This is a genomic window from Pseudomonas sp. B3(2017) (assembly GCF_002113595.1).
Taxonomy (GTDB): domain Bacteria; phylum Pseudomonadota; class Gammaproteobacteria; order Pseudomonadales; family Pseudomonadaceae; genus Aquipseudomonas; species Aquipseudomonas ekonensis.
Genome location: NZ_NEIU01000005.1, coordinates 80,299 through 104,805 on the forward strand (window position 1 = coordinate 80,299; position 24,507 = coordinate 104,805).

The 24,507-nt window shown below is 63.0% G+C and carries 23 protein-coding genes and 4 tRNA genes; 5 read left to right on the top strand and 22 right to left on the bottom strand.

Going from position 1 to position 24,507, the window contains the following annotated elements; genetic code table 11:
• Positions 1-29 precede the first annotated feature (29 nt).
• From rbsD to CAG33_RS09385, 7 genes are all read right to left on the bottom strand, one after another.
• Positions 30-434 carry a D-ribose pyranase gene (gene rbsD, locus CAG33_RS09355; protein ID WP_085631465.1) on the bottom strand — a complete coding sequence of 135 codons (405 nt, stop codon included), beginning with the start codon at positions 432-434 and terminating at the stop codon, positions 30-32.
• A complete protein-coding gene (rbsK, locus tag CAG33_RS09360; protein ID WP_085577463.1) occupies positions 431-1,348 on the bottom strand; it encodes a ribokinase in 918 nt (305 codons plus the stop codon). The genes rbsD and rbsK overlap by 4 nt, the downstream gene beginning before the upstream one ends.
• Before the next feature lie 24 nt (positions 1,349-1,372).
• The gene (locus CAG33_RS09365; RefSeq protein WP_085638066.1) at positions 1,373-2,392 is read right to left on the bottom strand and encodes a LacI family DNA-binding transcriptional regulator; all 1,020 of its coding nucleotides are present in this window, start codon (positions 2,390-2,392) and stop codon (positions 1,373-1,375) included.
• A 3-nt stretch (positions 2,393-2,395) separates the two neighbouring features.
• Positions 2,396-3,373: an ABC transporter permease gene (locus tag CAG33_RS09370; protein ID WP_085631463.1), complete on the bottom strand. Its 978-nt coding sequence runs from the start codon at positions 3,371-3,373 to the stop codon at positions 2,396-2,398.
• Complete coding sequence (locus CAG33_RS09375) at positions 3,370-4,923, bottom strand: sugar ABC transporter ATP-binding protein (RefSeq protein ID WP_085577466.1); 1,554 nt, start codon at positions 4,921-4,923, stop codon at positions 3,370-3,372. The genes CAG33_RS09370 and CAG33_RS09375 overlap by 4 nt, the downstream gene beginning before the upstream one ends.
• A gap of 55 nt (positions 4,924-4,978) precedes the next feature.
• Entirely contained in the window at positions 4,979-5,932 is a 954-nt protein-coding gene (locus CAG33_RS09380) for a sugar ABC transporter substrate-binding protein (RefSeq protein WP_085577467.1), read from the bottom strand.
• Positions 5,933-6,132: 200 nt separating this feature from the next.
• Complete coding sequence (locus CAG33_RS09385) at positions 6,133-6,588, bottom strand: hypothetical protein (RefSeq protein WP_085631459.1); 456 nt, start codon at positions 6,586-6,588, stop codon at positions 6,133-6,135.
• Positions 6,589-6,939: 351 nt separating this feature from the next.
• On the opposite strand from CAG33_RS09385, the gene CAG33_RS09390 reads away from it, so the two are divergent.
• The 3 genes from CAG33_RS09390 (at position 6,940) to CAG33_RS09400 (ending at position 9,162) form a co-directional block, all read left to right on the top strand.
• Positions 6,940-8,028: an asparaginase gene (locus CAG33_RS09390; protein WP_085631456.1), complete on the top strand. Its 1,089-nt coding sequence runs from the start codon at positions 6,940-6,942 to the stop codon at positions 8,026-8,028.
• A gap of 170 nt (positions 8,029-8,198) precedes the next feature.
• Positions 8,199-8,468, top strand: coding sequence for a DUF1654 domain-containing protein (locus CAG33_RS09395; protein WP_085577470.1), 270 nt, complete (start codon positions 8,199-8,201; stop codon positions 8,466-8,468).
• A 4-nt stretch (positions 8,469-8,472) separates the two neighbouring features.
• On the top strand, positions 8,473-9,162 hold the full coding sequence (locus CAG33_RS09400) for an endonuclease (protein WP_085577471.1): 690 nt from the start codon (positions 8,473-8,475) through the stop codon (positions 9,160-9,162).
• Positions 9,163-9,216: 54 nt separating this feature from the next.
• On the opposite strand, the gene CAG33_RS09405 is transcribed toward CAG33_RS09400, so the two are convergent.
• Positions 9,217-10,128 carry a siderophore-interacting protein gene (locus CAG33_RS09405; RefSeq protein WP_085577472.1) on the bottom strand — a complete coding sequence of 304 codons (912 nt, stop codon included), beginning with the start codon at positions 10,126-10,128 and terminating at the stop codon, positions 9,217-9,219.
• Between the two features lie 87 nt (positions 10,129-10,215).
• Entirely contained in the window at positions 10,216-10,584 is a 369-nt protein-coding gene (locus tag CAG33_RS09410) for a penicillin-binding protein activator LpoB (protein WP_085638069.1), read from the bottom strand.
• Positions 10,585-10,833: 249 nt separating this feature from the next.
• Between CAG33_RS09410 and csrA the strand changes: the two genes are divergently transcribed.
• Positions 10,834-11,028 carry a carbon storage regulator CsrA gene (gene csrA, locus CAG33_RS09415; protein WP_003179932.1) on the top strand — a complete coding sequence of 65 codons (195 nt, stop codon included), beginning with the start codon at positions 10,834-10,836 and terminating at the stop codon, positions 11,026-11,028.
• 191 nt (positions 11,029-11,219) lie between these two features.
• On the opposite strand, the gene CAG33_RS09420 is transcribed toward csrA, so the two are convergent.
• The gene (locus CAG33_RS09420; RefSeq protein ID WP_085577474.1) at positions 11,220-11,675 is read right to left on the bottom strand and encodes a DUF2214 family protein; all 456 of its coding nucleotides are present in this window, start codon (positions 11,673-11,675) and stop codon (positions 11,220-11,222) included.
• Between the two features lie 518 nt (positions 11,676-12,193).
• Positions 12,194-12,270, bottom strand: a tRNA-Val gene (locus CAG33_RS09425).
• Positions 12,271-12,453: 183 nt separating this feature from the next.
• Between CAG33_RS09425 and CAG33_RS09430 the strand changes: the two genes are divergently transcribed.
• Complete coding sequence (locus CAG33_RS09430) at positions 12,454-13,737, top strand: FAD-binding oxidoreductase (protein WP_085577475.1); 1,284 nt, start codon at positions 12,454-12,456, stop codon at positions 13,735-13,737.
• Between the two features lie 63 nt (positions 13,738-13,800).
• On the opposite strand, the gene CAG33_RS09435 is transcribed toward CAG33_RS09430, so the two are convergent.
• The 11 genes from CAG33_RS09435 to CAG33_RS09485 form a co-directional block, all read right to left on the bottom strand.
• Positions 13,801-14,772, bottom strand: a complete 972-nt coding sequence (locus CAG33_RS09435) for an XdhC family protein (protein WP_085577476.1) — start codon at positions 14,770-14,772, stop codon at positions 13,801-13,803.
• Position 14,773: 1 nt separating this feature from the next.
• Complete coding sequence (locus tag CAG33_RS09440) at positions 14,774-16,009, bottom strand: cytochrome c (protein ID WP_085638072.1); 1,236 nt, start codon at positions 16,007-16,009, stop codon at positions 14,774-14,776.
• A gap of 2 nt (positions 16,010-16,011) precedes the next feature.
• Complete coding sequence (locus tag CAG33_RS09445) at positions 16,012-16,551, bottom strand: (2Fe-2S)-binding protein (protein WP_085577478.1); 540 nt, start codon at positions 16,549-16,551, stop codon at positions 16,012-16,014.
• Positions 16,544-19,375: a xanthine dehydrogenase family protein molybdopterin-binding subunit gene (locus CAG33_RS09450; RefSeq protein ID WP_085631450.1), complete on the bottom strand. Its 2,832-nt coding sequence runs from the start codon at positions 19,373-19,375 to the stop codon at positions 16,544-16,546. Before CAG33_RS09450 ends, CAG33_RS09445 begins: the two co-directional genes overlap by 8 nt.
• A gap of 434 nt (positions 19,376-19,809) precedes the next feature.
• Positions 19,810-19,886: transfer RNA gene (locus CAG33_RS09455), tRNA-Asp, on the bottom strand.
• A gap of 94 nt (positions 19,887-19,980) precedes the next feature.
• A tRNA-Asp gene (locus CAG33_RS09460) sits at positions 19,981-20,057 on the bottom strand.
• A 54-nt stretch (positions 20,058-20,111) separates the two neighbouring features.
• Positions 20,112-20,187 (bottom strand) — tRNA-Val (locus tag CAG33_RS09465).
• Between the two features lie 129 nt (positions 20,188-20,316).
• On the bottom strand, positions 20,317-21,084 hold the full coding sequence (locus CAG33_RS09470) for an SDR family oxidoreductase (protein WP_170929974.1): 768 nt from the start codon (positions 21,082-21,084) through the stop codon (positions 20,317-20,319).
• Positions 21,085-21,089: 5 nt separating this feature from the next.
• A complete protein-coding gene (locus CAG33_RS09475; RefSeq protein WP_085577481.1) occupies positions 21,090-22,301 on the bottom strand; it encodes an O-succinylhomoserine sulfhydrylase in 1,212 nt (403 codons plus the stop codon).
• Between the two features lie 80 nt (positions 22,302-22,381).
• Positions 22,382-23,887, bottom strand: coding sequence for an amidophosphoribosyltransferase (gene purF / locus CAG33_RS09480; RefSeq protein ID WP_085577482.1), 1,506 nt, complete (start codon positions 23,885-23,887; stop codon positions 22,382-22,384).
• A 41-nt stretch (positions 23,888-23,928) separates the two neighbouring features.
• Positions 23,929-24,489 (bottom strand): CvpA family protein, encoded by a 561-nt coding sequence (locus tag CAG33_RS09485; protein WP_085577483.1) that lies wholly within the window; start codon positions 24,487-24,489, stop codon positions 23,929-23,931.
• Positions 24,490-24,507: the final 18 nt, after the last annotated feature.

Genomic DNA, 24,507 nt, shown 5'->3' on the forward strand with positions numbered 1-24,507 from the left:
CATGTGAAATCGAATGGGTTCGCGACCCGTCAGAAGGTGACGCCGGCCACCAGCACGATGTTGCAGTACGGCTGGCATTCGCCGGTACGGACAATCGCCCGCGCCTGGCGGCTGAGCGCCTTGAATTGCTCATGGCTGAGCAGGTCGCGCCGACCGAGCGCCCCTGAGCCGTTCAGCTCATCGAGGACGGTCAACGGCGCGGGACGTCTCTCGAGAATCTCCTGGGCCAGCACGTGGCTTTCCACCTGCATCTCGCTGAGCACGACCTTGAGGGTGTCGATGAACGCCGGAACGCCGTGGGTCAGCGCCAGGTCGATCAGCTCGACGCCGGGCGGCACCGGCAGCCCGGCGTCCCCGATCACGAGCATGTCGCCGTGACCGAGGGAGGCTATCAGGCGCGACAGGGCGACATTGAGCAATGGGGTCTTTTTCATGAGGATTTGAATGCCTGCACTTCGGAACGTGTGGGAATGGACGGCTGTGCGCCGGCGCGGGTGACCGACAGCGCCGCGGCGACCTGACCGTAGCGGATGGCCTGCGCTTCAGACTCGCCGCGCGCCAGCGCCGCGGCGAAACCGCCGACGAATGTGTCGCCCGCCGCCGTGGTGTCGACGGCTTTGACCTTGGGCGCCGGGAAATGCTCGAAGCCTGTGCCGCTGGCGAACAACAGCCCTTGGGCGCCTAGGGTGATGAGCACTTTGCCCGCGCCCAGGCCGATCAGATGGCTGGCCGCCCGTTCTGCCGACGCCCGTGAATCCACGGGCAGCCCGCTCAGGGTCGCCGCCTCGCTTTCGTTGGGAATCAGGTAATCGATGGCGGCGTACCAGTCCGGCGGGAGCGCCCGACCGGCAGGCGCCGGATTGAGGATGACGGTCTTGCCGAGCGCCCGGGCACGCTTGAGGGCGTGACCGACCGTGGCGTCCGGAACCTCGAGCTGGCAGATGACCACATCCGCCGCCTGCAGCACGTCATCGAACCGATCCACTACAGCGCAGGTCAGCGCACCGTTGGCACCGGCCACGATCACGATCGCGTTCTGACTGTTGTCGTCGACCACGATCAGCGCCACACCGCTGGAATCCTCGACCGTGCTGACTGCGCGGCAATCGATCTGTTCGGCCAGGAGCGCATCACGCAATTGCGCGCCATACGCATCGTTGCCGACGCAGCCGACCATCGCCACAGCCGCTCCCAAACGGGCAGCCGCCACTGCCTGATTGGCGCCCTTGCCGCCGGGCACGGTGGTGAACGAATGGCCGATCAGCGTCTCGCCGCCAAGGGGCAGCCGAGGCGCACGGGTCACCAGATCCATGTTCAGGCTGCCTATTACCACTACATTTGCTGACATACGTCGCTACTCATCAATTCGGTTTCAGCGGTATTCGGTGAACACGCCGAACAGGGGGGCCGTCGACTCGCGCAAGACGATGCTCGGCGTGACGATCCGTTGGTCGGTGGCCAGGCTCGGGCTGGCGATCCTGCGCAACAGCACTTCCGCCGCCATTTCCCCCAACTGCAGGATCGACTGACCGACCGTGGTCAGCGCAGGGTAAACGTACCGGCTCATCTGGATATCGTCGAAACCGATCACCGACAGTTCGGTGGGCACGCGCACGTTGCGTTCCGCTGCAGCCCGCAGCACACCGATGCCGATCATGTCGTTGCCGGCGAAGATCGCCGTGGGCGGATTGCCCTCGAGCAGCAGGGCCGCCGCGTTGTAGCCGCCGGTGCTGGTGAAGTCGCTTTCCAGCACACGACCGGGCGACACGGTCACCCCCGCTTCATCCATTGCCCGGCGGAAACCGGCCAGACGCATCTGCGCGACGCTGGTGCTGACCGGCCCGCCGATGGTGGCAATGTCGCGATGCCCCAGTTCCAGCAAATGGCGGGTGGCCAGGTAGGCGCCGTACTCATGGTCGATGCGCACCAGATCCGCATCCACGCCGTCCAGGCCACGGTCGACAATCACCATGGGGGTCTTCACCCCGGTCAGACCCTGGACAAGGCCGTCGTCCCCGCCGGCGGAGGCGACGATCAGACCGTCGATGCGTTTTTCCAGCAGCACCCGCAGATAATTGCGCTGTTTTTCCGGATCGTCATCGGAGTTGCAGAGGATCACGCAGTAACCGTTGCGCTCGCAGTAGTCCTCGATCCCCCGCGCCAACTCGGCAAAGTACGGGTTGAGGCTGTTGGGCACCAGCAGGCCGATGGTCGCTGTGGTCTTGGCCTTCAGCGAACGCGCCACCGCGCTGGGCACATAGTCGAGGCTCTTGATCGCCGCCTCGACCTTCAGGCGCACTTCTTCGCTGACCGGCCGGGTCTTGTTCACGACATGGGACACGGTCGTGTAGGAAATCCCCGCGAGCGCCGCCACATCCTTGATCGTTGCCATGCGTCAGCCCCGCCGTGCAGCGCGTTGGCTGCGGTAGGTGTCCAGCACCACGGCGATGACGATCACGGCCCCGGTGATGATGCGCTTGGTCGGCTCGGTCGCACCGATCTGAGCCAGACCGGCCGCCAGCACGGAAATGATCAGCACGCCAAAGAAGGTGCTGATCACCGAACCGCGTCCGCCCATCAGGCTGGTGCCGCCGATCACCACAGCTGCGATGACTTGCAGTTCCAGCCCGGAACCGGCGTTCGGATCCGCCGCCTCCAGGCGGGAAATCTGGAACAGCGCAGCAATGCCCGCCAACAGACCCATGAGGCTGAACACCAGGATCTTGTAAGGCTTCGGATTGATGCCCGCCAGGCGCACGGCCTCCTCATTGGTACCGATGCCGACCAGGTAACGGCCGAACACGGTGCGCGTCAGCACTGCCTGAGCGATGAAGATCACCAGCAAGGCGATGATGAACGACGGCGAAATGCCGAAGGCGATGGGGTTCGACAGCCAGGCGAACGCATCGCCGATGTAGGCGGTGCGCGAACCGGTCATCTGATACGCCAGGCCACGGGCCATCTCCAGCACACCGAGCGAGACGATGAACGACGGGATCCTCCAGGCCACGGTGATCGATCCGGTCACCGTGCCCGCCAGCGCGGCCACCGCCATGCCCAACACGGCGGCCGGCAATACGCTCCAGCCCCAGCCGAGGATCGCGACGCTGACGGTGGAGGCCGACAGGGCCAGCACCGAACCGACCGACAGATCGATGCCGCCGATGATCAGCACGAAGGTCATGCCCACTGCCAGCACCATCAGGTCGGGAATCTGGTTGGCCAGCGTGGTGAAGGTGTTATAGGACAAAAAGTGGCTGCTCATGACCGAGAACAGCGCGACCATCGCCAGCAAGGCCCCGGCCAACCCCAGATAGGTGCCCAGGCCATAAAGATTGCCACTACGGATACCGGCGGGAGATGCAGTTTTCATGGGAGATCCCTAGGCGCCGCTTCGTTGAGCAACGCATCACGTTTTTGGTAGCCGGCGAACGCGGCGGCAAGCAAGTCATCCTGGGTCCAGCTGTCACGCTCGAAGGTGTCGATCAGGCGGCCGGCCGACAGCACACCGATGCGGTCGCAGATCAGCATCAGTTCGCGCAGGTCGCTGGAGACCACCACCAGCGCCTTGCCTTGGCGCGTCAGCTCGCCGAGCAAGGCGTAGATGTCGAACTTGGCGCCGACGTCGATGCCGCGGGTCGGCTCGTCGAACAGCAGCACGTCACAGTCGCGCTCCAGCCAGCGGCCGATCACCACCTTTTGCTGGTTGCCGCCCGACAGCTCGGACACCCGTTGCGCGGGGCTCGAGCTGCGGATGCGCATGGCGCCGATCTGTCGTTGCGCCAGCGAGATTTCCTCGCCGTCATTGAGGACGCCGCCCCGGGAAATCTTCGGCATGTTGCCCAATGCGATGTTGGCGCTGATCGACTGAGTGAGCAGCAGCCCCTCGCCCTTGCGGTCTTCGGTGATCAAGGCAATGCCGTTGCGCACCGCATCCACCGGCGAGCGGATGCTCACCACTTGCGCCGGCGTACCGAGCGCGACCGTACCGCTGTCTGCGGCATCGGCGCCGAAGATCAGGCGCAGCAACTCGGTGCGCCCTGCCCCGATCAGCCCGGAGATCCCGAAAATCTCGCCGGCCCGCACCTCGAAGGACACATTCTGCACCTTGTCGGAACGGCTCAGGCCGTTGACCGTCAGCAGCGGCGCGCCGATCTGGCGCGGCCCCATGTCGATGTGTTCGCCCAACTCCCGGCCGACCATCAGGGTGACCAGTTGCTCGCTGTTGTAGTTGGCCATCGGCTCGACACAGACCAGATTGCCGTCACGCAACACGGCGATGCGCTGGGCGACACGGGCCAGCTCTTCGAGGCGATGGGAAATGTAGATGATCGAGACGCCACGGGCCTGCAGGCGGGTGATCTGCTCGAACAGCATCTCCACCTCGCGTGCCGTCAGCATGGCCGTCGGCTCATCGAGGATCAACACATGGCAATCGCCGATCAGGTTGCGGGCGATCTCGACCATCTGCTGGTGACCGATGCCCAGCTCGCCGACCGGCGTGTCCGGGTCGATGGCCTCCAGCCCGACCTGGGCCATGGCCTCGATGGCGGCCTTGCGCAGTTGCTTGCGGCTGATCCAGCCGCCGTGGCTGGGCAGGTTGTCGAGAAACAGGTTTTCCGCCACCGACAAGGTCGGCAACAGATTGAGCTCCTGCATGACCATGCGCACACCCAGTTCTTCAGCCTGAGTTCGGCTGCCGGGGCTGTAGGCCTTGCCCTGGAACTGCATCTGGCCGGCGGTCGGCGTCACCAGGCCGCCGATGATCTTCGACAGCGTGCTTTTTCCGGCACCGTTTTCGCCGGTCAGCGCCAGGACTTCGCCTCTCATCAGCGTCAGGTCGATGCCGGCAAGCACAGGTTGCGCGTAGGTCTTGCCGATGCCGCTGACCGTGAGGACAGCGTTCGGGGCGGAAACAGACATAAGGAATCTCCATGCGCCTGCCGGAGCCGGCAGGCGCCGTTGTGTCGCCGGAAAACTATTGGGTGACCAGTGCGACCGGCGTTTCGATCACGCCGTTGGCGCTGTCGACTTTCTCGCCCTTGAGGGCCTTCAGCGCGGTCTCGATGCCGAACACGGCCTGCTTGGCCGCGAACTGGTCGGCGGTCGCCAGGACGCGACCGTCCTTGAGCATCGGCTTGATGGCATTGATGTTGTCGTAGCCGACCACTTTCACCTGCCCGGCCTTGCCTGCGGCCCGCACGGCCGACACCGCACCGACGGCCATGCTGTCGTTGCCGGCCAGCAGCGCCTTGATTTCCGGGTATTCGCTGAGCATCGAAGCGGCGACCTTGTTGCCCTTGTCGATTTCCCAGTCACCCGACTGCAGCGACACCACCTTGATCTGCGCCGCGCCCATCGCATCCTTGAAGCCTGCGGTGCGGGCCTGGGCGTTGGTCGTGGTGGGGACGCCTTCGATGATGCCGACTTCGTCGCCGGCCTTCAGTTGCTTGGCCAGGTACTCGCCCACCAGGCGAGCGCCCTTGCGGTTGTCGGGCCCCACGAACGGAACGTTGATGTCCTTGCTTTTGACGACGGCCGGATCCAGCTGATTGTCGATGTTGATGACCTTGATGCCGGCATCCACGGCCTTCTTGATCACCGGCACCATGGCCTTGGAGTCAGCCGGGGCAATGACCAGGGCGTCGACCTTGGCGACGATCATCTGCTCGACGATGCGGATTTGGTTGGCGGTGTCGGTTTCGTCCTTGATGCCGTTGGAGAGCAGGTCGAAATCGGCGGCGTGTTCTTTCTGGTAGGCCTTGGCGCCGTCTTCCATGGTCAGGAAGAACTCGTTGGCCAGGGATTTCATGACCAGCGCGACCTTGGGTTTTTCGGGAGACTCGGCGAAAGCCGAAGAGACGGGCAGTGCGGCGGATGCGGCAGCCAGCATGGCGACAGCGAGAAGGCGTCCGGCAAATGGCAGCTTCATGGGTTCACTCCGATCTTATGATTATTGTGAGCAACGCTTGCGCTGACGTAAGCTTCGCGGCATTCCAGAATGCCGAATACGCTACCGGGAATGCCGCGCAAACGTTTGCGTAGACCGAACTATGCGAACCCTGCCGAGATTTGTCAACGACTGGGAATCTGCTTTTTTTGTAGGGCGATTAACCGCAACCGCCCGCGACGTCACACCGTCGTGTTGACCAGATTTCCGCTTCCCGTCGCTTTCGCCAGCTCTTTGGCCAGTTCTTTGGCCAGATCGCCGGCGACCTGCGCAATCGCAGCAGCAGTGCCGGAGATCTGCCCCTGGATAGCCATCACGGCAGTGGATTTGGCTTCAGGCGTGGGATAGCTGGCGGCTTGCGCGGCGGCCAGTTGCTGTTGCTGCTGCTGCATTTGCTTCTGCAGTTCCTGCATCCGCTTGAGCAGCATCTTGACGACAAGGCTGTGGGTGTCGCCGGCGTCTTCCTTGTCCTCGCTCGGCGCTGCGCCGCCGGTTCTGACCTTGCCGTCGTCTTCAACCTGCCCCAGCGCCTCATCTGAATTTTCGGCCGTCGCCTCGTTCAGGCTGGCGATCATGGCCGGGGTTTTCCCGCCGATGGTGACTGCGCCGGGATTTGAGAAACCGATGGTCATCGACATGTGAGCTCCTGAGAGAAATGGATTCCTTTGAAAGCAGCATCGGCCAACCGGCCTGTTTCTTTAATCCGGATCGCCGGAGTGGCCATTCCTCTGATTCGATCTGTTGCGTAGTACCTTTCGGAGAGCCGAACGCGAAATCGGGAACCGTTCGGAAAACCGGATCCAACATCCCGGCCATTTTTCACGCATCAAAAAATTATTGATGTAAATCATCAGGTTAAACGTTTCTCTCAAGCAGAGTGTGGCTGGTACAGATCCTGCTCCCCTCCTGAACCCCCGGCTTTCAGATGGGTCTGGGGCGCATCTAGATGAACCTGCATCCGCACCGTCTCACTACTAGAGAGAAAAACAATGAAGTCTGCTTTCAATACCCTGGTTCCGGGCGCCTTGGCGCTTCTCATGCTCCTGCCGACCGCCCTCCAGGCCAAAGAAGTCGAAACCCAGGCCAAGCTGGCCAACGTCGTGGTGCTCGCCACCGGCGGCACCATCGCCGGCGCCGGTGCCAGCGCGGCCAACAGCGCCACCTACCAGGCCGCCAAGGTCGGCGTCGAACAGCTGATCGCCGGCATTCCGGAACTGAGCAAACTGGCGAACGTGCGCGGCGAACAGGTCATGCAGATCGCATCGGAAAGCATCAGCAACGAAAACCTGCTGCAACTGGGCCGGCGCGTTTCCGAACTGGCCGACAGCAAGGATGTCGACGGGATCGTCATCACCCACGGCACCGACACCCTCGAAGAGACCGCCTACTTCCTGAACCTGGTCGAGAAGACCGAGAAGCCGATCATTGTCGTCGGCTCGATGCGTCCGGGCACCGCCATGTCAGCGGACGGCATGCTCAATCTCTACAACGCCGTCGCCGTCGCGAGCAGCAAGGAAGCCCGCGGCAAAGGCGTGCTGGTGACGCTGAACGATGAAATCCAGTCCGGCCGCGACGTCAGCAAAATGATCAACATCAAGACCGAAGCCTTCAAGAGCCCTTGGGGCCCGCTGGGCATGGTGGTCGAAGGCAAGTCCTACTGGTTCCGCCTGCCGGCCAAGCGCCACACGATGGACTCGGAATTTGACATCAAGAACATCAAGAGCCTTCCTGACGTAGAGATCGCCTATTCCTACGGCAATGTCGGCGACACCGCCTACAAGGCCCTCGCCCAGGCCGGCGCCAAGGCGATCATCCATGCCGGCACCGGCAACGGCTCGGTCTCTTCCCGCGTGGTTCCGACCCTGCAGGCCCTGCGCAAGGACGGTGTGCAAATCATCCGCTCGTCTCACGTCAACGCCGGCGGTTTCGTCCTGCGCAACGCAGAGCAGCCCGACGACAAATATGACTGGGTCGTCGCCCATGACCTGAACCCACAGAAGGCCCGCATCCTGGCGATGGTCGCTCTGACCAAGACCAACGACAGCAAAGAGCTGCAGCGGATGTTCTGGGAATACTGATACACCCTCGCCCGACCGGTTCCGGCTCGGACAGCCACCGCCCGTCATCCGTGACGGGTGGTTCCCCGGCAAAAAAATATCGCGCAATCCCTGCCAAAAACGGAAAACCGTTGTCAGAGGATCCTCTTGTTTTTTAAGCAGTTGCGAAATCGCCTACAGTTAAATACTGTATGCACGTACAGCTTAATAAGGATAACCTCGTGGCCACCTCCCCTGATGCTCCTGACGCTTACGAACGCATGGGCATGCGCATTCAAAAAATCATCAACGCCCCCACCGCACAAAAAGCCAGAGCCGCACTGATCTTTCGCCTGCCGGACGAACCGGAGGACGCCTGGGAGCGCTTGCTGGAAGAGATCGACGAGAACGACAACGTCACCCTCGCCTACCGCGACGACGGTGGCGTGCAGATTTTCTGGGTTGTACCGAAGGAAGACTGATCCAATGAGTGTCCGCTGCTTTGCCCTGCTGTTGCTGTTCATCTCCCTGGGAGCCCAGGCCGGTGCCCCGCGCACCTTCACCGAAGCCAAGAAGGTCGCCTGGAAGCTCTACGCCCCGCAATCGACCGAGTTCTACTGCGGCTGCAAGTACACCGGCAACAAGGTCGACCTTGCCGCGTGCGGCTATGTGCCTCGCAAGAACGCCAAACGCGCATCGCGCATCGAGTGGGAGCACATTGTCCCGGCCTGGGAGTTCGGCCACCAGCGCCAGTGCTGGCAGGAAGGCGGACGCAAGAACTGCACCCGCTACGACCCGTCCTATCAAAAGGCCGAAGCCGACCTGCACAACCTGGTGCCCAGCATCGGCGAGGTCAACGGCGACCGCAGCAACTTCAGCTACGGATGGCTGCCGGAAGAGAAAGGCCAATACGGCGCCTGCCTGACCCAAGTCGACTTCAAGGCCAAGAAAGTCATGCCCCGCCCCTCTATCCGCGGCATGATCGCCCGAACGTACTTCTACATGAGCAAACAGTACGGCCTGCGGCTGTCAAAACAGGACCGCCAATTGTATGAGGCGTGGGACAAGACCTACCCGGTGCAGGACTGGGAACGGCAGCGCAACCAGAGCGTGGCGTGCGTGATGGGACGCGGCAACGACTTCGTCGGGCCGGTGAACCTGAAAGCGTGCGGCTGACCGCTCACTCAATACAAAAGGCCTCGCGCTTGATGCCCGAGGCCTTTTTTGTGCTCAGCTGCCGGCCTTGTCGTAACGCCAGTAGCCCATCAGGTTGAGCGACTCGCGAGGAATGCCGCGCTCCTTGATCAGATGCCGACGCAGGCTCATGACGGCGGCAGATTCACCGGCGACCCAGCCGTAGAAACCTTCGGCGGACGCTTCAGCGATTTCCCAAAGGATCTCCTTGTCGATATCGACGTCGGCCAACTCGACCGCCCGCCCCGCCGGCGACGAATCGACAGGCAATGCCGCCCCCTTCACCGCCTCCACCATCAGCGCTCCCGCCACGGCGCCACCCGCCTGCTCCCGGACGAGCCACTGCACCGAAAGCCCGGGCCAGTCGGGAACCGGGAGCATGTCCTGCGCACTGTCGACCTCGAAGTAGGCCTGAACCTGCGGCGGCTCCGCGAGCGGCGCCAGGGCTTCGAGAATCCCCATGGCCGCCGGCAACGCTGTCGGATCGGCGACCAGCAGAACGTGCCTGAGCGCCTGCGGCGGCCTCCATTCGAAGCCCCCGGCTTCCTCGGCCGAAAAACGCCGGTCGGGCGCCAGCATCTGCATGGACGCCCCCGGCTGCGCCCTCAACGCCCAACGGGAAGCCGGCCCGGTTTCGCCATGCAGGACAAAATCGACGTCCACCTCGCCAAGCTCCGCGCGCAGTTGGCGAATGGTGTAGGTGCGCATCGCCGGACGCCGGTCGGCCAGCATCGCCCGGAAACGGCTGTACCAGCCTTCCCCCTGCGACAGCTTCGAGGGCGAACCGTCAGCCGCCGGAAAGAACAGCTTCACCCGCTGATCAGGCGCCCATGTCGCCATGTCCGTGACGGCGGAACCGGCCAGCGTGATCCTCATCAGATGCGGCGTCAGCTGGACTTTGCGGTGCAATACGACATCGAACAGCTTGTAGGGGGTGGCGGAGGCCATGGATCGCTCCTTCTGGAAATCGTCGGTGACTCTCAAGAAAACGAGTCAGACAGAACTTCCTTTACCCGGCTCCGCCGAACGGACCTGTCACTGCGCCGTATTGCGCTCGATGACCAGCGATTCGATGTTCTGCTTTTTCGCCCGCACCAACGCAGCGCTCAGATCGGCCTGGCGCGCCTCGGCTTCGGCCTTGGAGTTGAACGGCCCCAGCAGGATGCGGGTGTTGCCGGCGGCATCCTTGATGACGTTGGGCACGAAGGCATGCTCGATCAGCCAGCCGCTGAGGTCGCTGACCGCCTGCGTGGTTTCACCGCGCACTTCCAGATCCCACTGGGCAGCAGGAACGACAGCGGATGACGTCACCGCAGTCGGCTGCGGCTTTTGCCCCGCGACATTCTTGCCCTCTCCACAACCCGCCAATGCCAATGCCGCGACGACCCAGACCAGTTTGCGCACAACGCTTCCCTCGAAAATCACAAAGGCGGCATCTTAGCATTCGCGAATACTTCACGAACGCCGCAAAATCACCACAAAACAACGAGATTGATGATTGCGGCCCCTGTATAGTGACGCGCTGGGAATTAATGCCTCGTCTGCGCGTCAGAAAGATGCACCCAAACCGCGAGACTTCGCACTAATCTATACGTACCACCGACTCTGCACTGTCCGAATCAGGTGCCCTACAAAGCAATCAAGGAGAACACCATGCTGATACTCACCCGCAAAGTCGGTGAAAGCATTAACATTGGCGATGACATTACGATCACCATCCTCGGTGTCAGCGGCCAGCAGGTCCGAATCGGCATCAACGCTCCAAAGAACGTTGCGGTGCACCGTGAAGAGATCTATCAGCGCATCCAGGCCGGCCTGACCGCTCCGGACAAGCCGCAAACCCCTTGAGCCCTGCCGCAGTCGCTAGCCAGTCCGCTGCCTTCGTGTGATGGCTGGCTAAAGATTCAGCGCCGTATTGCCTCTGCTTCATTGGTCACGGCGCCTGCCATGCCCCCTTCCTTTGCCCCGCCCAATACTAACCACACCGCCCAAGGATGGCTGTCAGACATTTCCCTTAAGCAGCAGGGAATTGCACCCTCCTAAGCGAAGACCACCCCTCGCGCCATCCCGGTAGCCGCCACCACCATCAGCACCAGCAACAGCGCCTCGGCATGACTGATGCGCGCAAACAGCCTGGCGCGGCTCATATCGGGCACTCCGCCGCGCGCCAAGGCGATGCGCCACTTGATCAACGTCACCATCGGCGCAAGCTCCAACAGCAGGATCAGCACGAACAACGTCATCTTCAGGTGGAACAGCGGCTGATGCAGATAGTAGTCGGTGCCCTTCTCATAGCCCCCAAAGGCGCGCATTCCTCCGCTGACCAACAGAATCAACGCCGAGATCCCCCACAGGTTGTCGGCCAGCAGCACACGCCCCACAGCCCCCTCTCCAACGGCAAGACGGCTGAACGCCGTCCCTCGGGTCAGCACAGCCCAGAACCCCAAAGAGACAGCCAACAAATGAACCGCAGCAAGAATCCAGTGAACCAGCATCGATGCACTCCCGTCAGGCAGCCTTGTCGTTCGGCCAGACAGTAGTAGCTGAAAAAGCGCGAACTCGCCCGATGCAGGCGCACATGCAAGGGCGCCCGGGCGCTTTCTGAAGGAAGGAGGCAAATCGCAGGCAAAAAAAATCCCAAGCAGCTGATGGAAGCTTGGGATTTAAAAATGCATAAACCGTGGTGGTGAACGCGGGGCGAATGTTACTGAATTATACGAGCTGTAACAACGTATTTTTGATAACCGGTCAGTTAAAAAAAATCGTAACCCATTAAATATCCACATATTTTTCAGGGGCGCTCAAAGAAAAGGCACAGAGGCGGTGCACATTCCTGCGAATTGTATGCAAAGGAAAAGGAGTCGCGAGGAAGCTTCAGAAATTCGGATTCGTCGAGGTCAACGACTTGCCGATTGAAGTGGGGTTTGCAAAAGCTTTGCAAATGACAGAAAGCAAAAAGGGGTCACCGTTTCCGGTGACCCCTTCTAGACCGCCCAGCAGAGCGGATTTTGTTTGGTAGGCACGATTGGACTCGAACCAACGACCCCCACCATGTCAAGGTGGTGCTCTAACCAACTGAGCTACGTGCCTGCTGTGAGGCGGCATTCTACGGAATTCCGGAGGGGTGTCAACACCTTTTTTTCACCTAACCCTATGAATATGCAAAATTTTTAATTTCACCCCGATAAAGAAGATTTTCCGGTGGCTGGCGGAGGTTTTTCAAACCGGGTAGGATCGTCGCACTCGTAAAATATATTAAACAGAGGCAGCAGGATGGCGAACACCCCTTACCCAGAGTCTTATTACGCTGCGTCGGCCAACGCCGCACCGGCCCGCCCGGCCCTGCAGGATGACGTGGAGACGGATGTCTGTGTGATCGGGGCTGGCTATACGGGGCTGTCCTCTGCCCTGTTCCTGCTGGAGAACGGTTTTCGCGTGACGGTGCTGGAAGCCGCCAAGGTCGGTTTCGGCGCGTCGGGCCGAAACGGCGGGCAGATCGTCAACAGCTACAGCCGCGACATCGATGTGATCGAACGCACCGTCGGCCCGAAACAGGCGCAACTGCTCGGGCAGATGGCCTTCGAGGGCGGCCGGATCATCCGCGAGCGCGTCGCCCGGTACAACATTCAGTGCGACCTGAAGGACGGCGGCGTGTTCGCCGCGCTCTCGGCCAAGCAGATGGGCCACCTGGAGTCGCAGAAGCGCCTGTGGGAGCGTTTCGGCCATACCCAGCTGGAACTGCTCGACCAACGCCGCATCCGCGAAGTGGTGGCTTGCGATCAATACGTCGGCGGCATGCTCGACATGAGCGGCGGCCATATCCACCCGCTGAACCTGGCACTGGGCGAAGCGGCCGCCGTGGAGTCCCTGGGCGGCACTATCTACGAGCAGTCGCCTGCCGTGCGCATCGAACGCGGCGCCAATCCGGTGGTGCACACACCGCAAGGCAAGGTCAGGGCGAAGTTCATCATCGTCGCGGGCAACGCCTACCTTGGCAACCTGGTGCCGGAGCTGGCGGCCAAATCGATGCCGTGCGGCACTCAGGTGATCACCACCGAACCGCTGGGCGAGGAACTGGCCAGGTCACTGCTGCCGCAGGACTACTGCGTCGAGGACTGCAACTATCTGCTGGACTACTACCGCCTGACGGGCGACAAGCGCCTGATCTTCGGTGGCGGCGTGGTGTACGGCGCCCGGGATCCGGCCAACATCGAGGCGATCATCCGCCCGAAAATGCTCAAGGCTTTCCCGCAGCTCAAGGATGTGAAGATCGATTACGCCTGGACCGGCAACTTCCTGCTGACGCTGTCGCGCTTGCCGCAGGTGGGGCGCCTGGGCGACAACATCTATTACTCCCAAGGGTGCAGCGGCCACGGCGTGACCTACACGCACCTGGCGGGCAAGGTGCTGGCCGAGGCATTGCGTGGCCAGGCCGAGCGCTTCGATGCGTTCGCCGACTTGCCGCACTACCCGTTCCCCGGCGGCCAGATGCTGCGCACGCCGTTCGCGGCGCTGGGCGCCTGGTATTACGGATTGCGCGACAAGTTGGGCGTCTGACCACCATTACCTGACGGCAGAAACACTTGCGGCGAGGGCATCTGCTCCCTCGCCGCAATTGTTTCAGAGGCTGTCCCGAGCGATGCCGCTGCGGATCCGCAAGATATCGGCCAGCACCGCCAAGGCAATTTCGGCAGGCGTCTTGCTGCCCAGGTTGAGCCCGATGGGCGCATGGATCCGCGCAAGCTGCGCCTCGCCCAAGCCGCCGATCCGGCGCAAGCGCTCGAAACGCTTCTGCGAGGTCTGCACCGACCCCATCACGCCGATGTAGAACGCCTCGGTGCGCACCGCCTCCATCATCGCCAGGTCATCGATGCGCGGATCGTGCGTCAGGGCTACCACTGCAGTGTCACGATGGCAGCCGCCTTCGGCGATGAACACCGACGGCAGTTGCCGACGGATCTCCACACCCTCCAGCACCACCCCCTCCAGCACCTCGTCCCGCGGATCGCACAGGATCACCTCGAAGCCGAGGCCCAGCGCAAACTCGGCACACGCCTGCGCCACGCTGGAGTAGCCCGCCAGCAGCAAGCGCTGCGCGGCGCCGATACGGATCCTGACCCGGTCGATTTCACGTTCGATCCGCGCGCCTTGCTCGGCATCGGCCAACACTGCACGGGCACCGCTGGCCAGGTCGACCTCACGGATCAGACGGGAATGCCCCAGCAGCGCCGACTCCAGTTCGCGCAAATGCGCCTGCACGTCGCAACCGGCGTCAAATTTCTCTACCAACACATCGAGAATGCCGCCGCAGGGCAGGCTGACCCGCGAACGCGGATCCTCGCCCTCCCCGTAGCGCACCACATTCACCGCCTCGAAAAACGCACCTTCGGCAACCCGTTCGAGAAAGTCTTCCTCGACGCATCCGCCGGACAACGAACCGATCCACTGCCCGCTGTCGTTGACCGCCAGCAGCGAGCCCGGCGCACGGGGCGCCGAGCCATAGGTGGCCAGCACCGTGCACAACCACAGGCGCTGGCCGGCGACGGACCACTCCAGCGCCCGACGCACGACTTGCAGGTCCAGATGCTGCATGTCAGTGCGCCTTGTGCTCGACGGACGGCGCATCGGCCCGCAGCTTCTGCACGTCGCCCACGGCCAGATCCCCGGCCTGACCGCCCCAGCCTTCGCGCAGGTAGTTAAGCAGGTCGGTCAGTTGCTCGGCACTGAGCTTGTCGGCGAAGCCCGGCATCGGCTGCATGTGTTCGAAGCCGGCGAACTTCTGCTCGCCGATGCCGTCATCGATCACCCGCAGCAGGTTGCGTGGATCCTCCAGCCGCAGCGTGGTGTTGCCGCGCATGGCCACCGCGATGTGCGGTTTGCCTTCGCCGCCGGCGGCATGGCAACCGGCGCAGACGTTCAGGTATTCCTGACGGCCGCGCTGGGCGCTCGGGCTGAGCTTGTCCAGCGGCACCTCAGCCAACTCTTTTGCCTTCGGCGGCTGATCGCCGAGCAGGAACGTCGCCATCGCCGCCAGGTCCGGATCGTTCAGGCCCTGGGTGCTGTTGTGGAACACCGGGAACATCTCGTTGAACATCGTGCCCTGAGCGCTCATGCCGTGCTTGAGGAACGCGCTCAGGTCCTGGTGACTCCAGCCACGCGCCGCCAGGTCGGTGGCCAGCAGGCTCGGCGCCAGATAGCCGTTGAGGATGCCGCCGGTCATGCGTTTGTCTTGCTGCATCGCGCCCGGCAGGCCGCGCGGCGTGTGGCATTCGCCGCAGTGGCCGAGGACGTCGACCATGTACTGGCCGCGCTTCCAGGCCTCGCTTTTGCCTTCACCGGACTCCAGCTTCACGTCCTTGCCGTAAAGCATGTTCCAGCCCATCAGGCCCAGGCGCACGTTGAACGGGAAGCTCAGGCTGGTCACCGGTGCCGGACGCTCGATCGGCTCGATGGTCTTCAGGTACGCATGGATCGCGTCCGAGTCTGCACGCGGCATCAGGTGATACGAGGTGTACGGCATCGCCGGATACAGGTTGGCGCCGTCACGGCGCTTGCCTTCGGTGAGCGCGGCGAAGAACTCGTCATCAGTGTAGAGACCGATGCCGTGCTCCTTGCTCGGCGTGATGTTGGTGCCGTAGATCGTACCGAACGGCGACACGATCGGCAGCCCGCCGGCAAACGGCGCGCCGCCCGGCGCGGTATGGCAGGCCATGCAGTCGGCGGCGCGGGCGAGGTATTCGCCGCGCTTGGCCTGGTCGTCCGCATGGGCCAGGAACGCCGGCGCAGCCAGCCCGACCGCCAGGGCCAGACGGGTCAATGTACGCTTCATGCTCAACCCTCCTTGACCAGGCCGAGATCGGTCAGCACGTTGCGGGTGGCGTTGTAGTAACGCACGTACCCGGTGCAGCGGCAGACGTGATGACCGAGGCTGTCCTCGATGACTTGTTCCAGCTTGCTTTTGGCCACTGGCTGGCGCTGAAGCTTTTCCACCAGCACCGTCGCGGCGTTGACGAAGCCCGGTGCGCAGTAGCTGCACTGGAAGGCGAACTCATCGACGAAACGCTGCTGGATCGGGTTCAGCTCGGTGACGCGCCCTTGCTCGTCACGCTTGGCGTGGCCTTCGATGGTGCGGACTTTCTTGCCCTCGAAGTAATGCGCACCGGTGATGCAGGTGCGCACTTCCTCACTGGTGCCGTCCGGGTTGTCGACGATCACCACGCAGGCATGGCAGATGCCCTGGCCGCAACCCAGGCGCGAGCCGGTCAGGTTTTCGTGCTCGTGCAGGTAGTCGATCATCGGCAGGTCATCAGGGATGTCCACTGGACCTACGGGTTGACCGTTGAGGGTCAGTTGAAGCGGACGGTTAGCCATTGAGGGCCTCCTTGATGCGGGCAGCGGTGATAGGCAAGTCGCGGACACGTTTACCGATGGCATGGGCCACGGCGTTGCCGATGGCGCCGACCACGGGGATCATCACCACCTCGGCGATGCCCTTGGACGGGTCGCTCGGCGACAGCGGCGGCAGGATTTCCGCCGTCTGCTTCCAAACAGCCACGTGACGCGCCATCGGCAAGCGGTAGCGGTTGAAGTTCCAGTCGCCCTCCCCCGGCCCGCCTTCGTACAACGGCATCTCTTCCATCAAGGCGTGACCGATGCCCATGGCGATGCCGCCTTCGAGCTGCCCCTTGACCAGTTCCTCCACCAGCACCCGTCCGCATTCCAGCCACGAATGGTGGTTGAGCACTTCGACTTCAGCCGAACCTTTGTTGACCTTCAGCTCCACCAGCGTCGCCACCGGGCTGTAGTAGGTCACGGCCGCGTTGTTCAGTTGAACGACCGGATAGGCGACGTTCTGCCGATCCAGCAGGTGGAAACCGGCGCTGGTCATCTGCGCCTGTTTCGCCTTCGGCGCGCCGTCGCCGTACTTCACCGCCAGGCCGTCGAGCGGCAGGCGCTCACGCACGCCGTCAATACTGAATTCGGCCTCGGCCCAGCTCCAGCGGTTGAAGCCGTGCACCGTGGCGCCGGTCACCAGGCCGCGCTCGTGGGCGCGCCGGGCCAGCTCTTCGAAACTCAATGGCTGCATGCCGTTGGCGGTCAGCTTGCCGTCGACCCAATGCGCATCTTCACGGCGCACCACGTAAGGGTTGGCCTGACCGCCGTACGGGCCCTGACGCCAGATCTCCAGCGCTGCCGGCCACAGGCCATGGTTGAACAGCACACGCGCCGCTTCACGGGTGGCATGGCTGAAGTAGTACGCGGAGTTGGTCGCCGAGGAGGCCGACGCCAGCTTGCCGACCCAGCGCGGGTTGCGCAGGAAGTTATCCTGCTCGGCCTGGCTCATGATGTAAGGGTTGCCGGCGGTGACCAGCTGCATTTCCTTCCATTCGGTTTCGCCGGTCTTCACGTCGTGGGCCGGGCTGCCGAGGAAATCGGCCACCACCAGCGCCTGCGAAGTGGACATGCCGGTGCCGATCTCGATGCCGATGTGGCGCAGGGAAATGCGCCCGTCGGCCGTGAACTCGATGCTCGCCATCGGCGCCTCGGAACCGGTGCCGAAGTCTTTCTGGCAGATGGCGAAACCGACGCCGTACCAGTTGTCCGGATCCGCCGCCTCGCGCTGTTTCTTGATCGCGTCGCGGTTGCGCCAGACTTCGTGCAGCGAGGCCTTGTCGAGAATCTCGTGCAGGCGCAGCGCACCGGCCGGGATCGCGCCCTGGGTGTTCTTCATCCCCGAGCGCAGCGCGTTCTTGCGGCGCAGGTCGATGGCGTCGACACCGAGACGGCCGGCGATTTCATCGACCATCATTTCGGTGGAGGCCATGCTCTGCAGGGTGCCGTAACCACGCATGGAGCCGGCCTCGACGGCGCGGGAATGGTAAGCGGTGACCTGCAGGTCGTTCTGCGGCATGTAGTAGATCGACTGCGCCGCCGTGGCGCCCACCGCCGCCACCGAAGGGCTGTAGTTGATGCGGCCGCCGCCGTCGACGCTCATCTCGGCGCGGAAGATCTTGAAGCTGTGGTCGTCCTTGTCCACCGCCAGCTGATAGCGGATGTCGAACGGATGGCGCTTGATGCCGCTCTGGAACTGCTCGTAGCGGTCGTTGGCCAGGCGCACCGGCACACCGGCGCCGTACAGCGCGGCCAGGGCTGCGTAGTAGACGAAAATGTTGTGGTCCTTGGAGCCGTAACCCACCGTGTAGCCCGGATGCAGGTTGAGATGGGCCAGGCCGAAGCGCGACGGCGCGATCATCTTCGCGGTCTCGGTGGCGGTTTCCAGCGGGCATTGGGTGGCGACCACGAAGTGCAGGGTCTTGGTCGCCGGGTCGTACCAGCCGTTGCCGTTGTCCGGCTCCATGGCGGCCGGCTCGATCGACGGTGTCTTGTAGCGTTCGTCGAACACCAGCCAGTTGTCCGGCGGCGTGTCGATCTGCTGCTTCATGCGCTCGGCGTAGAACAGGCCGCGCTCGGTCAGGTTGCCGTGCAGGTTCGGCTGAGCGTTCCAGACCGGACGGCGGTTGCGCAGCATCGGGAACAGGATCGAATCCTTGAGGCTGGCGAACTCGTCCTCGTCCGCCGAGGTCGGGCCGCCGACGCGCACGTAGCGGAAACTGCCGTAAGGATCGCCTTCGTAGAACGGCACCTGGGCGCCGTAGCGGATCGCTTTGTCATTGAACTTGAGTTTGGCCTTGGCCCGACGGAAGCGCTCGAAGTCGTTCCAGATCAGGATCGCCACGGGGTGACCGATGAACATCGGCACCTTGCCCGGCGGCAGCAGCGGATCCGGAGCGTGCTCTTCCGGGAACACGATGCCGTCCTTGTCCAGGTCGGCGGCGGTGACGATGCGGTCAGGCTGCAGTTCGGCACCCAGCCACGACAGGTCGTAACCGTCATAGATGCGGTCGGCCTTGATGGTCTTCAGCAGCATGGCGTGGCCCTGCTGGCCGGGCCAGCCCGGCATGTCCTTGGCACGGATGTCGCGGGCAAAGACCTTGCTGCCGCAGACCTTGGACAAGGCATCGTTGCGTTGGCGCGCCTTGCCGTTGTGGCCGAGCCACTGCTCGGACGGCACGGTCACGCTGTTTTCCATCAAGGCGGCCAGCGCCGGGCTGCCGATCGGCGCAAGCGTGACACTCACGCCGGCTACGAGCCCGCCCTGAAGGAACGAACGCCGGGATATTTCACGGTTGGACATGGATCATCCTTTGGGCGGTTATGAATCCGCCCTTCTGGTTATCTACGGGGAATCTCGAGTCTTGCTGAAGCCCTTTCTGGCGAAGCGAAGGGCTGTGATGAGCATGCAAAGCTGACCGAAAGGTTAACTTTAAAGGTTTCTGCGCCAGCAGCAAACAACTGGACACAAAAATTTGACTAAAGAATCAAAAAATTTGCTTGCGAAGTCTTCGGACTTTTCCGCATCTGCATCGACTGAGAGAACGCTATCGCGAGCAGGCTCGCTACCACCGGGATTGGTGTTGAATACGGGTGGCGCCAGGGAGGGAATGGCGGAAGGACAAATTTCAGGCACAAAAAACCCCGGTCTCTCGACCAGGGTCTTTGTTATCGATCCGAATCAGCCAGTGGCTTGCTTCGGCGCTTCGAGGCGTTCAGTAGTCCTCGAAACAGATATGGCGCAGCGGACGGGACTCGAACCCGCGACCCCCGGCGTGACAGGCCGGTATTCTAACCGACTGAACTACCGCTGCGTATCGCTGTGGACTTGCGTCCGGATAACTCGTTTTGATTGAAAGCTTCGGTGCTTTGCAATCGCGAACCAGGCATTGCCTGACTCGTTGAAAATGGCGCAGCGGACGGGACTCGAACCCGCGACCCCCGGCGTGACAGGCCGGTATTCTAACCGACTGAACTACCGCTGCGCGTCGGTGGAGGCATTTCAGCCTTCCATCTTGCTTTCGCAAGACTCTCGGGAGTGGTGGGTGATGACGGGATCGAACCGCCGACATTCTGCTTGTAAGGCAGACGCTCTCCCAGCTGAGCTAATCACCCGTTTGCATCTCCGAGGCCGCGAAATTTACGCAGGTGCCGAAGCTAAGTCAATACCCTGCTTGAAGTTTTTCTGAAAAAGACGAAATCGTTTCAATCAGGGCACCGCGAAGCGCCCTCCAAACCCGCCACCTATTCGGAATAGATCATCTTCTTGGTCATGCCGCCATCGACCACAAACTCCTGGCCCGTGACGAACCCGGCGTTCTTCGACAGCAGCCAGGACACCATCGCCGCCACATCTTCGACCGTCCCTACCCTGCCCGCCGGATGCTGAGCGTGATCGGTGTCGGTCAACGGCTCGGCGCGACGCACGGAAGGATCCCGCGCATCGATCCAGCCGGGGCTGACGGCATTGACGCGGATCTCCGGCCCGAGGCTGATGGCCAGCGCATGGGTCAGGGCCAGCAGGCCGCCCTTGCTCGCCGCATAGGCCTCGGTGTCCGGTTCCGATTGCCGCGCACGGGTCGACGCCAGATTGACGATGGCGCCGCTGTGCGCGCGCAGGTACGGCGCACAGTGCTTGGCCAGCAGCATCGGGCCGCTGAGGTTCACCGCCAGCACCCGGTTCCACCAGGCCAGATCGAGGCTTTCCAGGGTGATGTTGTGCGGATCGGCCACCGCCGCGTTGCACACCAGCGCGTCCAGCCGGCCGAACTGCCCCAGCACCTCTGCCACGCCCGTCGCCACCTGCCCCTCGTCCGCCACGTCCATGGCGATGAACCAGGCGTTTTCGCCCAGCACCTTGGCCACTTTGGCGCCGCGCACGCGATCCAGGTCGGTCAGCACCACCCGCCAGCCTTCGCTGATGAGCCAGGCCGCGATACCCAGACCGATGCCGCGCGCCGCGCCCGTGACCAGTGCGACACGGCCATGGACGCCTGCGACCTGAGCCGGCAGCTCGATCACAATGCCGCCAGCCCGCGGGACAGGTCGGCCTGCAGGTCCGCCACGTCTTCCAGGCCGACCGCCACGCGGATCAGACTGTCGCGGATGCCCGCCGCCTCACGCTCCTGCGGCGCCAGGCGACCGTGGGACGTGGTGCTCGGGTGGGTGATGGTGGTCTTGCTGTCACCCAGGTTGGCCGTGATCGACACCAGCCGGGTCGCGTCGATGAAGCGCCACGCCCCTTCCTTGCCGCCCTTGACCTCGAAGCTCACCACCGCTCCGAAACCCTTCTGCTGACGACGGGCCAGCTCATGCTGCGGATGGCTTTCGAGGCCGGCGTAGTGCACTTTCTCGATGCCGTCCTGCTTCTCCAGCCATTCGGCCAGTTGCTGGGCGTTGGCGCAGTGCGCCTTCATCCGCAGGTTCAGGGTTTCCAGGCCCTTGAGGAAGACCCAGGCGTTGAACGGGCTCAGGGTCGGCCCTGCGGTGCGCAGGAAACCGACCACTTCCTTCATCTGCTCGCTGCGGCCGGCGACAACGCCGCCCATGCAACGGCCCTGGCCGTCGATGAACTTGGTCGCCGAATGCACGACGATGTCCGCGCCCAGCTTCAGCGGCTGCTGCAAGGCCGGGGTGCAGAAGCAGTTGTCGACCACCAGCATCGCGCCCTTGGCATGGGCGATTTCCGACAGCGCGGCGATGTCCACCAGTTCCGCCAGCGGGTTGGACGGCGACTCGACGAACAGCAACTTGGTGTTGGCCTTGATCGCCGCGTCCCATGCCGACAGGTCCGCCAGCGGCACGTAATCGACTTCCACGCCGAAGCGCTTGAAGTACTTCTCGAACAGGCTGATGGTCGAGCCGAACACGCTGCGCGAGACCAGCACATGGTCGCCCGCGCTGCACAGGCTCATCACCACCGCCATGATCGCGGCCATGCCGGTGGCGGTGGCGACCGCCTGTTCGGCGCCTTCCAGCGCGGCGATGCGCTCTTCGAACGCGCGCACGGTCGGGTTGGTGTAGCGCGAATAGACGTTGCCCGGCACTTCCCCGGCAAAGCGCGCCGCCGCATCGGCCGCGGTGCGGAACACGTAGCTGGAGGTGAAGAACATCGGATCGCCGTGCTCGCCTTCCGGCGTACGGTGCTGACCGGCACGTACCGCCAGGGTATCGAACGCTACGCCTTCGAGGTCGCTGTCCAGCCGACCGGCATCCCATTCCTGACTCATGCTGTCACTCCTTGCCCTGATCCTGATAAATGAACGTCTTGCGACAGATGCAAAACCGGCCCCTCAGGGCCGGTGGAAACTCAGTTGTTGTACAGATCGATGATCGCGCTGACCGCCTGGGTCTTGGCCTTGGAGGCATCGTTGCGCGCCTGCTCGATCTTGTTCAGGTACGCCTCGTCGACGTCGCCGGTGACGTACTTGCCGTCGAACACCGCGCAGTCGAACTGTTCGATCTTGATCTTGCCGCCGCCGACGGCTTCGATCAAGTCAGGCAGATCCTGGTAGACCAGCCAGTCGGCGCCGATCAGGTCGGCCACGTCCTGGGTCGAACGGTTGTGGGCGATCAGCTCGTGGGCGCTCGGCATGTCGATGCCGTACACGTTCGGGAAGCGCACGGCCGGGGCCGCGGAGCAGAAGTAGACGTTCTTCGCGCCGGCTTCTCGGGCCATCTGGATGATCTGCTTGCAGGTGGTGCCGCGCACGATGGAGTCGTCCACCAGCATCACGTTCTTGCCGCGGAACTCCAGTTCGATGGCGTTGAGCTTCTGGCGCACCGATTTCTTGCGCGCGGCCTGGCCGGGCATGATGAAGGTACGGCCGATGTAGCGGTTCTTGACGAAGCCTTCGCGGAACTTCACGCCCAGGTGGTTGGCCAGCTCCAGGGCGGCGGTGCGGCTGGTGTCCGGGATCGGGATGACCACGTCGATGTCGTGGTCCGGACGCTCGCGCTGAATCTTCTCGGCCAGCTTCTCGCCCATGCGCAGACGGGCCTTGTACACCGACACGCCGTCGATGATCGAGTCCGGACGCGCCAGGTAGACGTGCTCGAAGATGCACGGGGTCAGGGACGGGTTGGTCGCGCACTGACGGGTGTGCAGCTTGCCGTCTTCGGTGATGTATACAGCCTCGCCCGGCGCCAGGTCGCGGATCAGGGTGAAACCGAGCACATCCAGGGAAACGCTTTCGGAGGCGATCATGTACTCGACGCCTTCGTCGGTGTGACGCTGGCCGAACACGATCGGGCGGATGCCGTGCGGATCGCGGAAACCGACGATGCCGTAGCCGGTGATCATCGCCACCACCGCATAACCGCCGACGCAACGGTTGTGCACGTCGGTCACGGCGGCGAACACGTCCTCTTCGGTCGGCTGCAGCTTGCCGCGCTGGGCCAGCTCGTGGGCGAACACGTTGAGCAGCACTTCCGAGTCGGAACTGGTGTTGACGTGGCGCAGGTCGGACTCGTAGATCTCCTTGGCCAACTGTTCGACGTTGGTCAGGTTGCCGTTGTGCGCCAGGGTGATGCCGTAAGGCGAGTTCACATAGAACGGTTGGGCTTCGGCCGAGGTCGAGCTGCCGGCGGTCGGGTAACGGACGTGGCCGATCCCCATGTGGCCCACCAGACGCTGCATGTGACGCTGCTGGAACACGTCACGCACCAGGCCATTGTCCTTGCGCAGGAACAACCGGCCGTCATGGCTGGTCACGATACCGGCAGCGTCCTGGCCGCGGTGCTGGAGCACGGTTAGCGCGTCATACAGCGCCTGATTGACGTTCGACTTACCGACGATACCGACGATGCCACACATGCGACGCAACCCCTACTTAATGGATCTGAACTGAACAACACTCACTGCGGCGTTTTGGCCGACGGCAAGAGCTGCTCCTTGAACGGTATTTCAGCGGGTACGCTGATACCGCTGGCAAGCCACTGACTGCTCCACCCGAGAATCAGGTTCTTGGACCAGTCGGCGACCAATAGAAACTTTGGCACGAGCTGTGATTCTTTCCACCACCCGTCCTGCTGCACCGGCCCCAGGCTCAAGAGCCCGACGGCCACGACCACCAGCAGCACGCCACGCGCCGCGCCGAAAGCCATGCCCAGGAACCGGTCGGTACCGGACAGTCCGGTGACGCGAACCAGTTCGCCGATGAGGTAATTGATCATTGCGCCCACGATCAGCGTGGCGACAAACATGATGGCACAGCCCGTGATCACACGGGCCGACGGAGTCTGGATGTATCCGGCGAGGTACTCGGACAGTGAGCCACCGAACATCCAGGCAACCGCTCCTGCGATGATCCAGGTCACCAGCGATAGCGCTTCCTTGACGAAGCCGCGGCTCAGACTGATCAAAGCGGAGATGGCGACGATTGCAACGATCGCCCAGTCAACCCAGGTAAATGGCACAGTGCAGCCTACAGACGG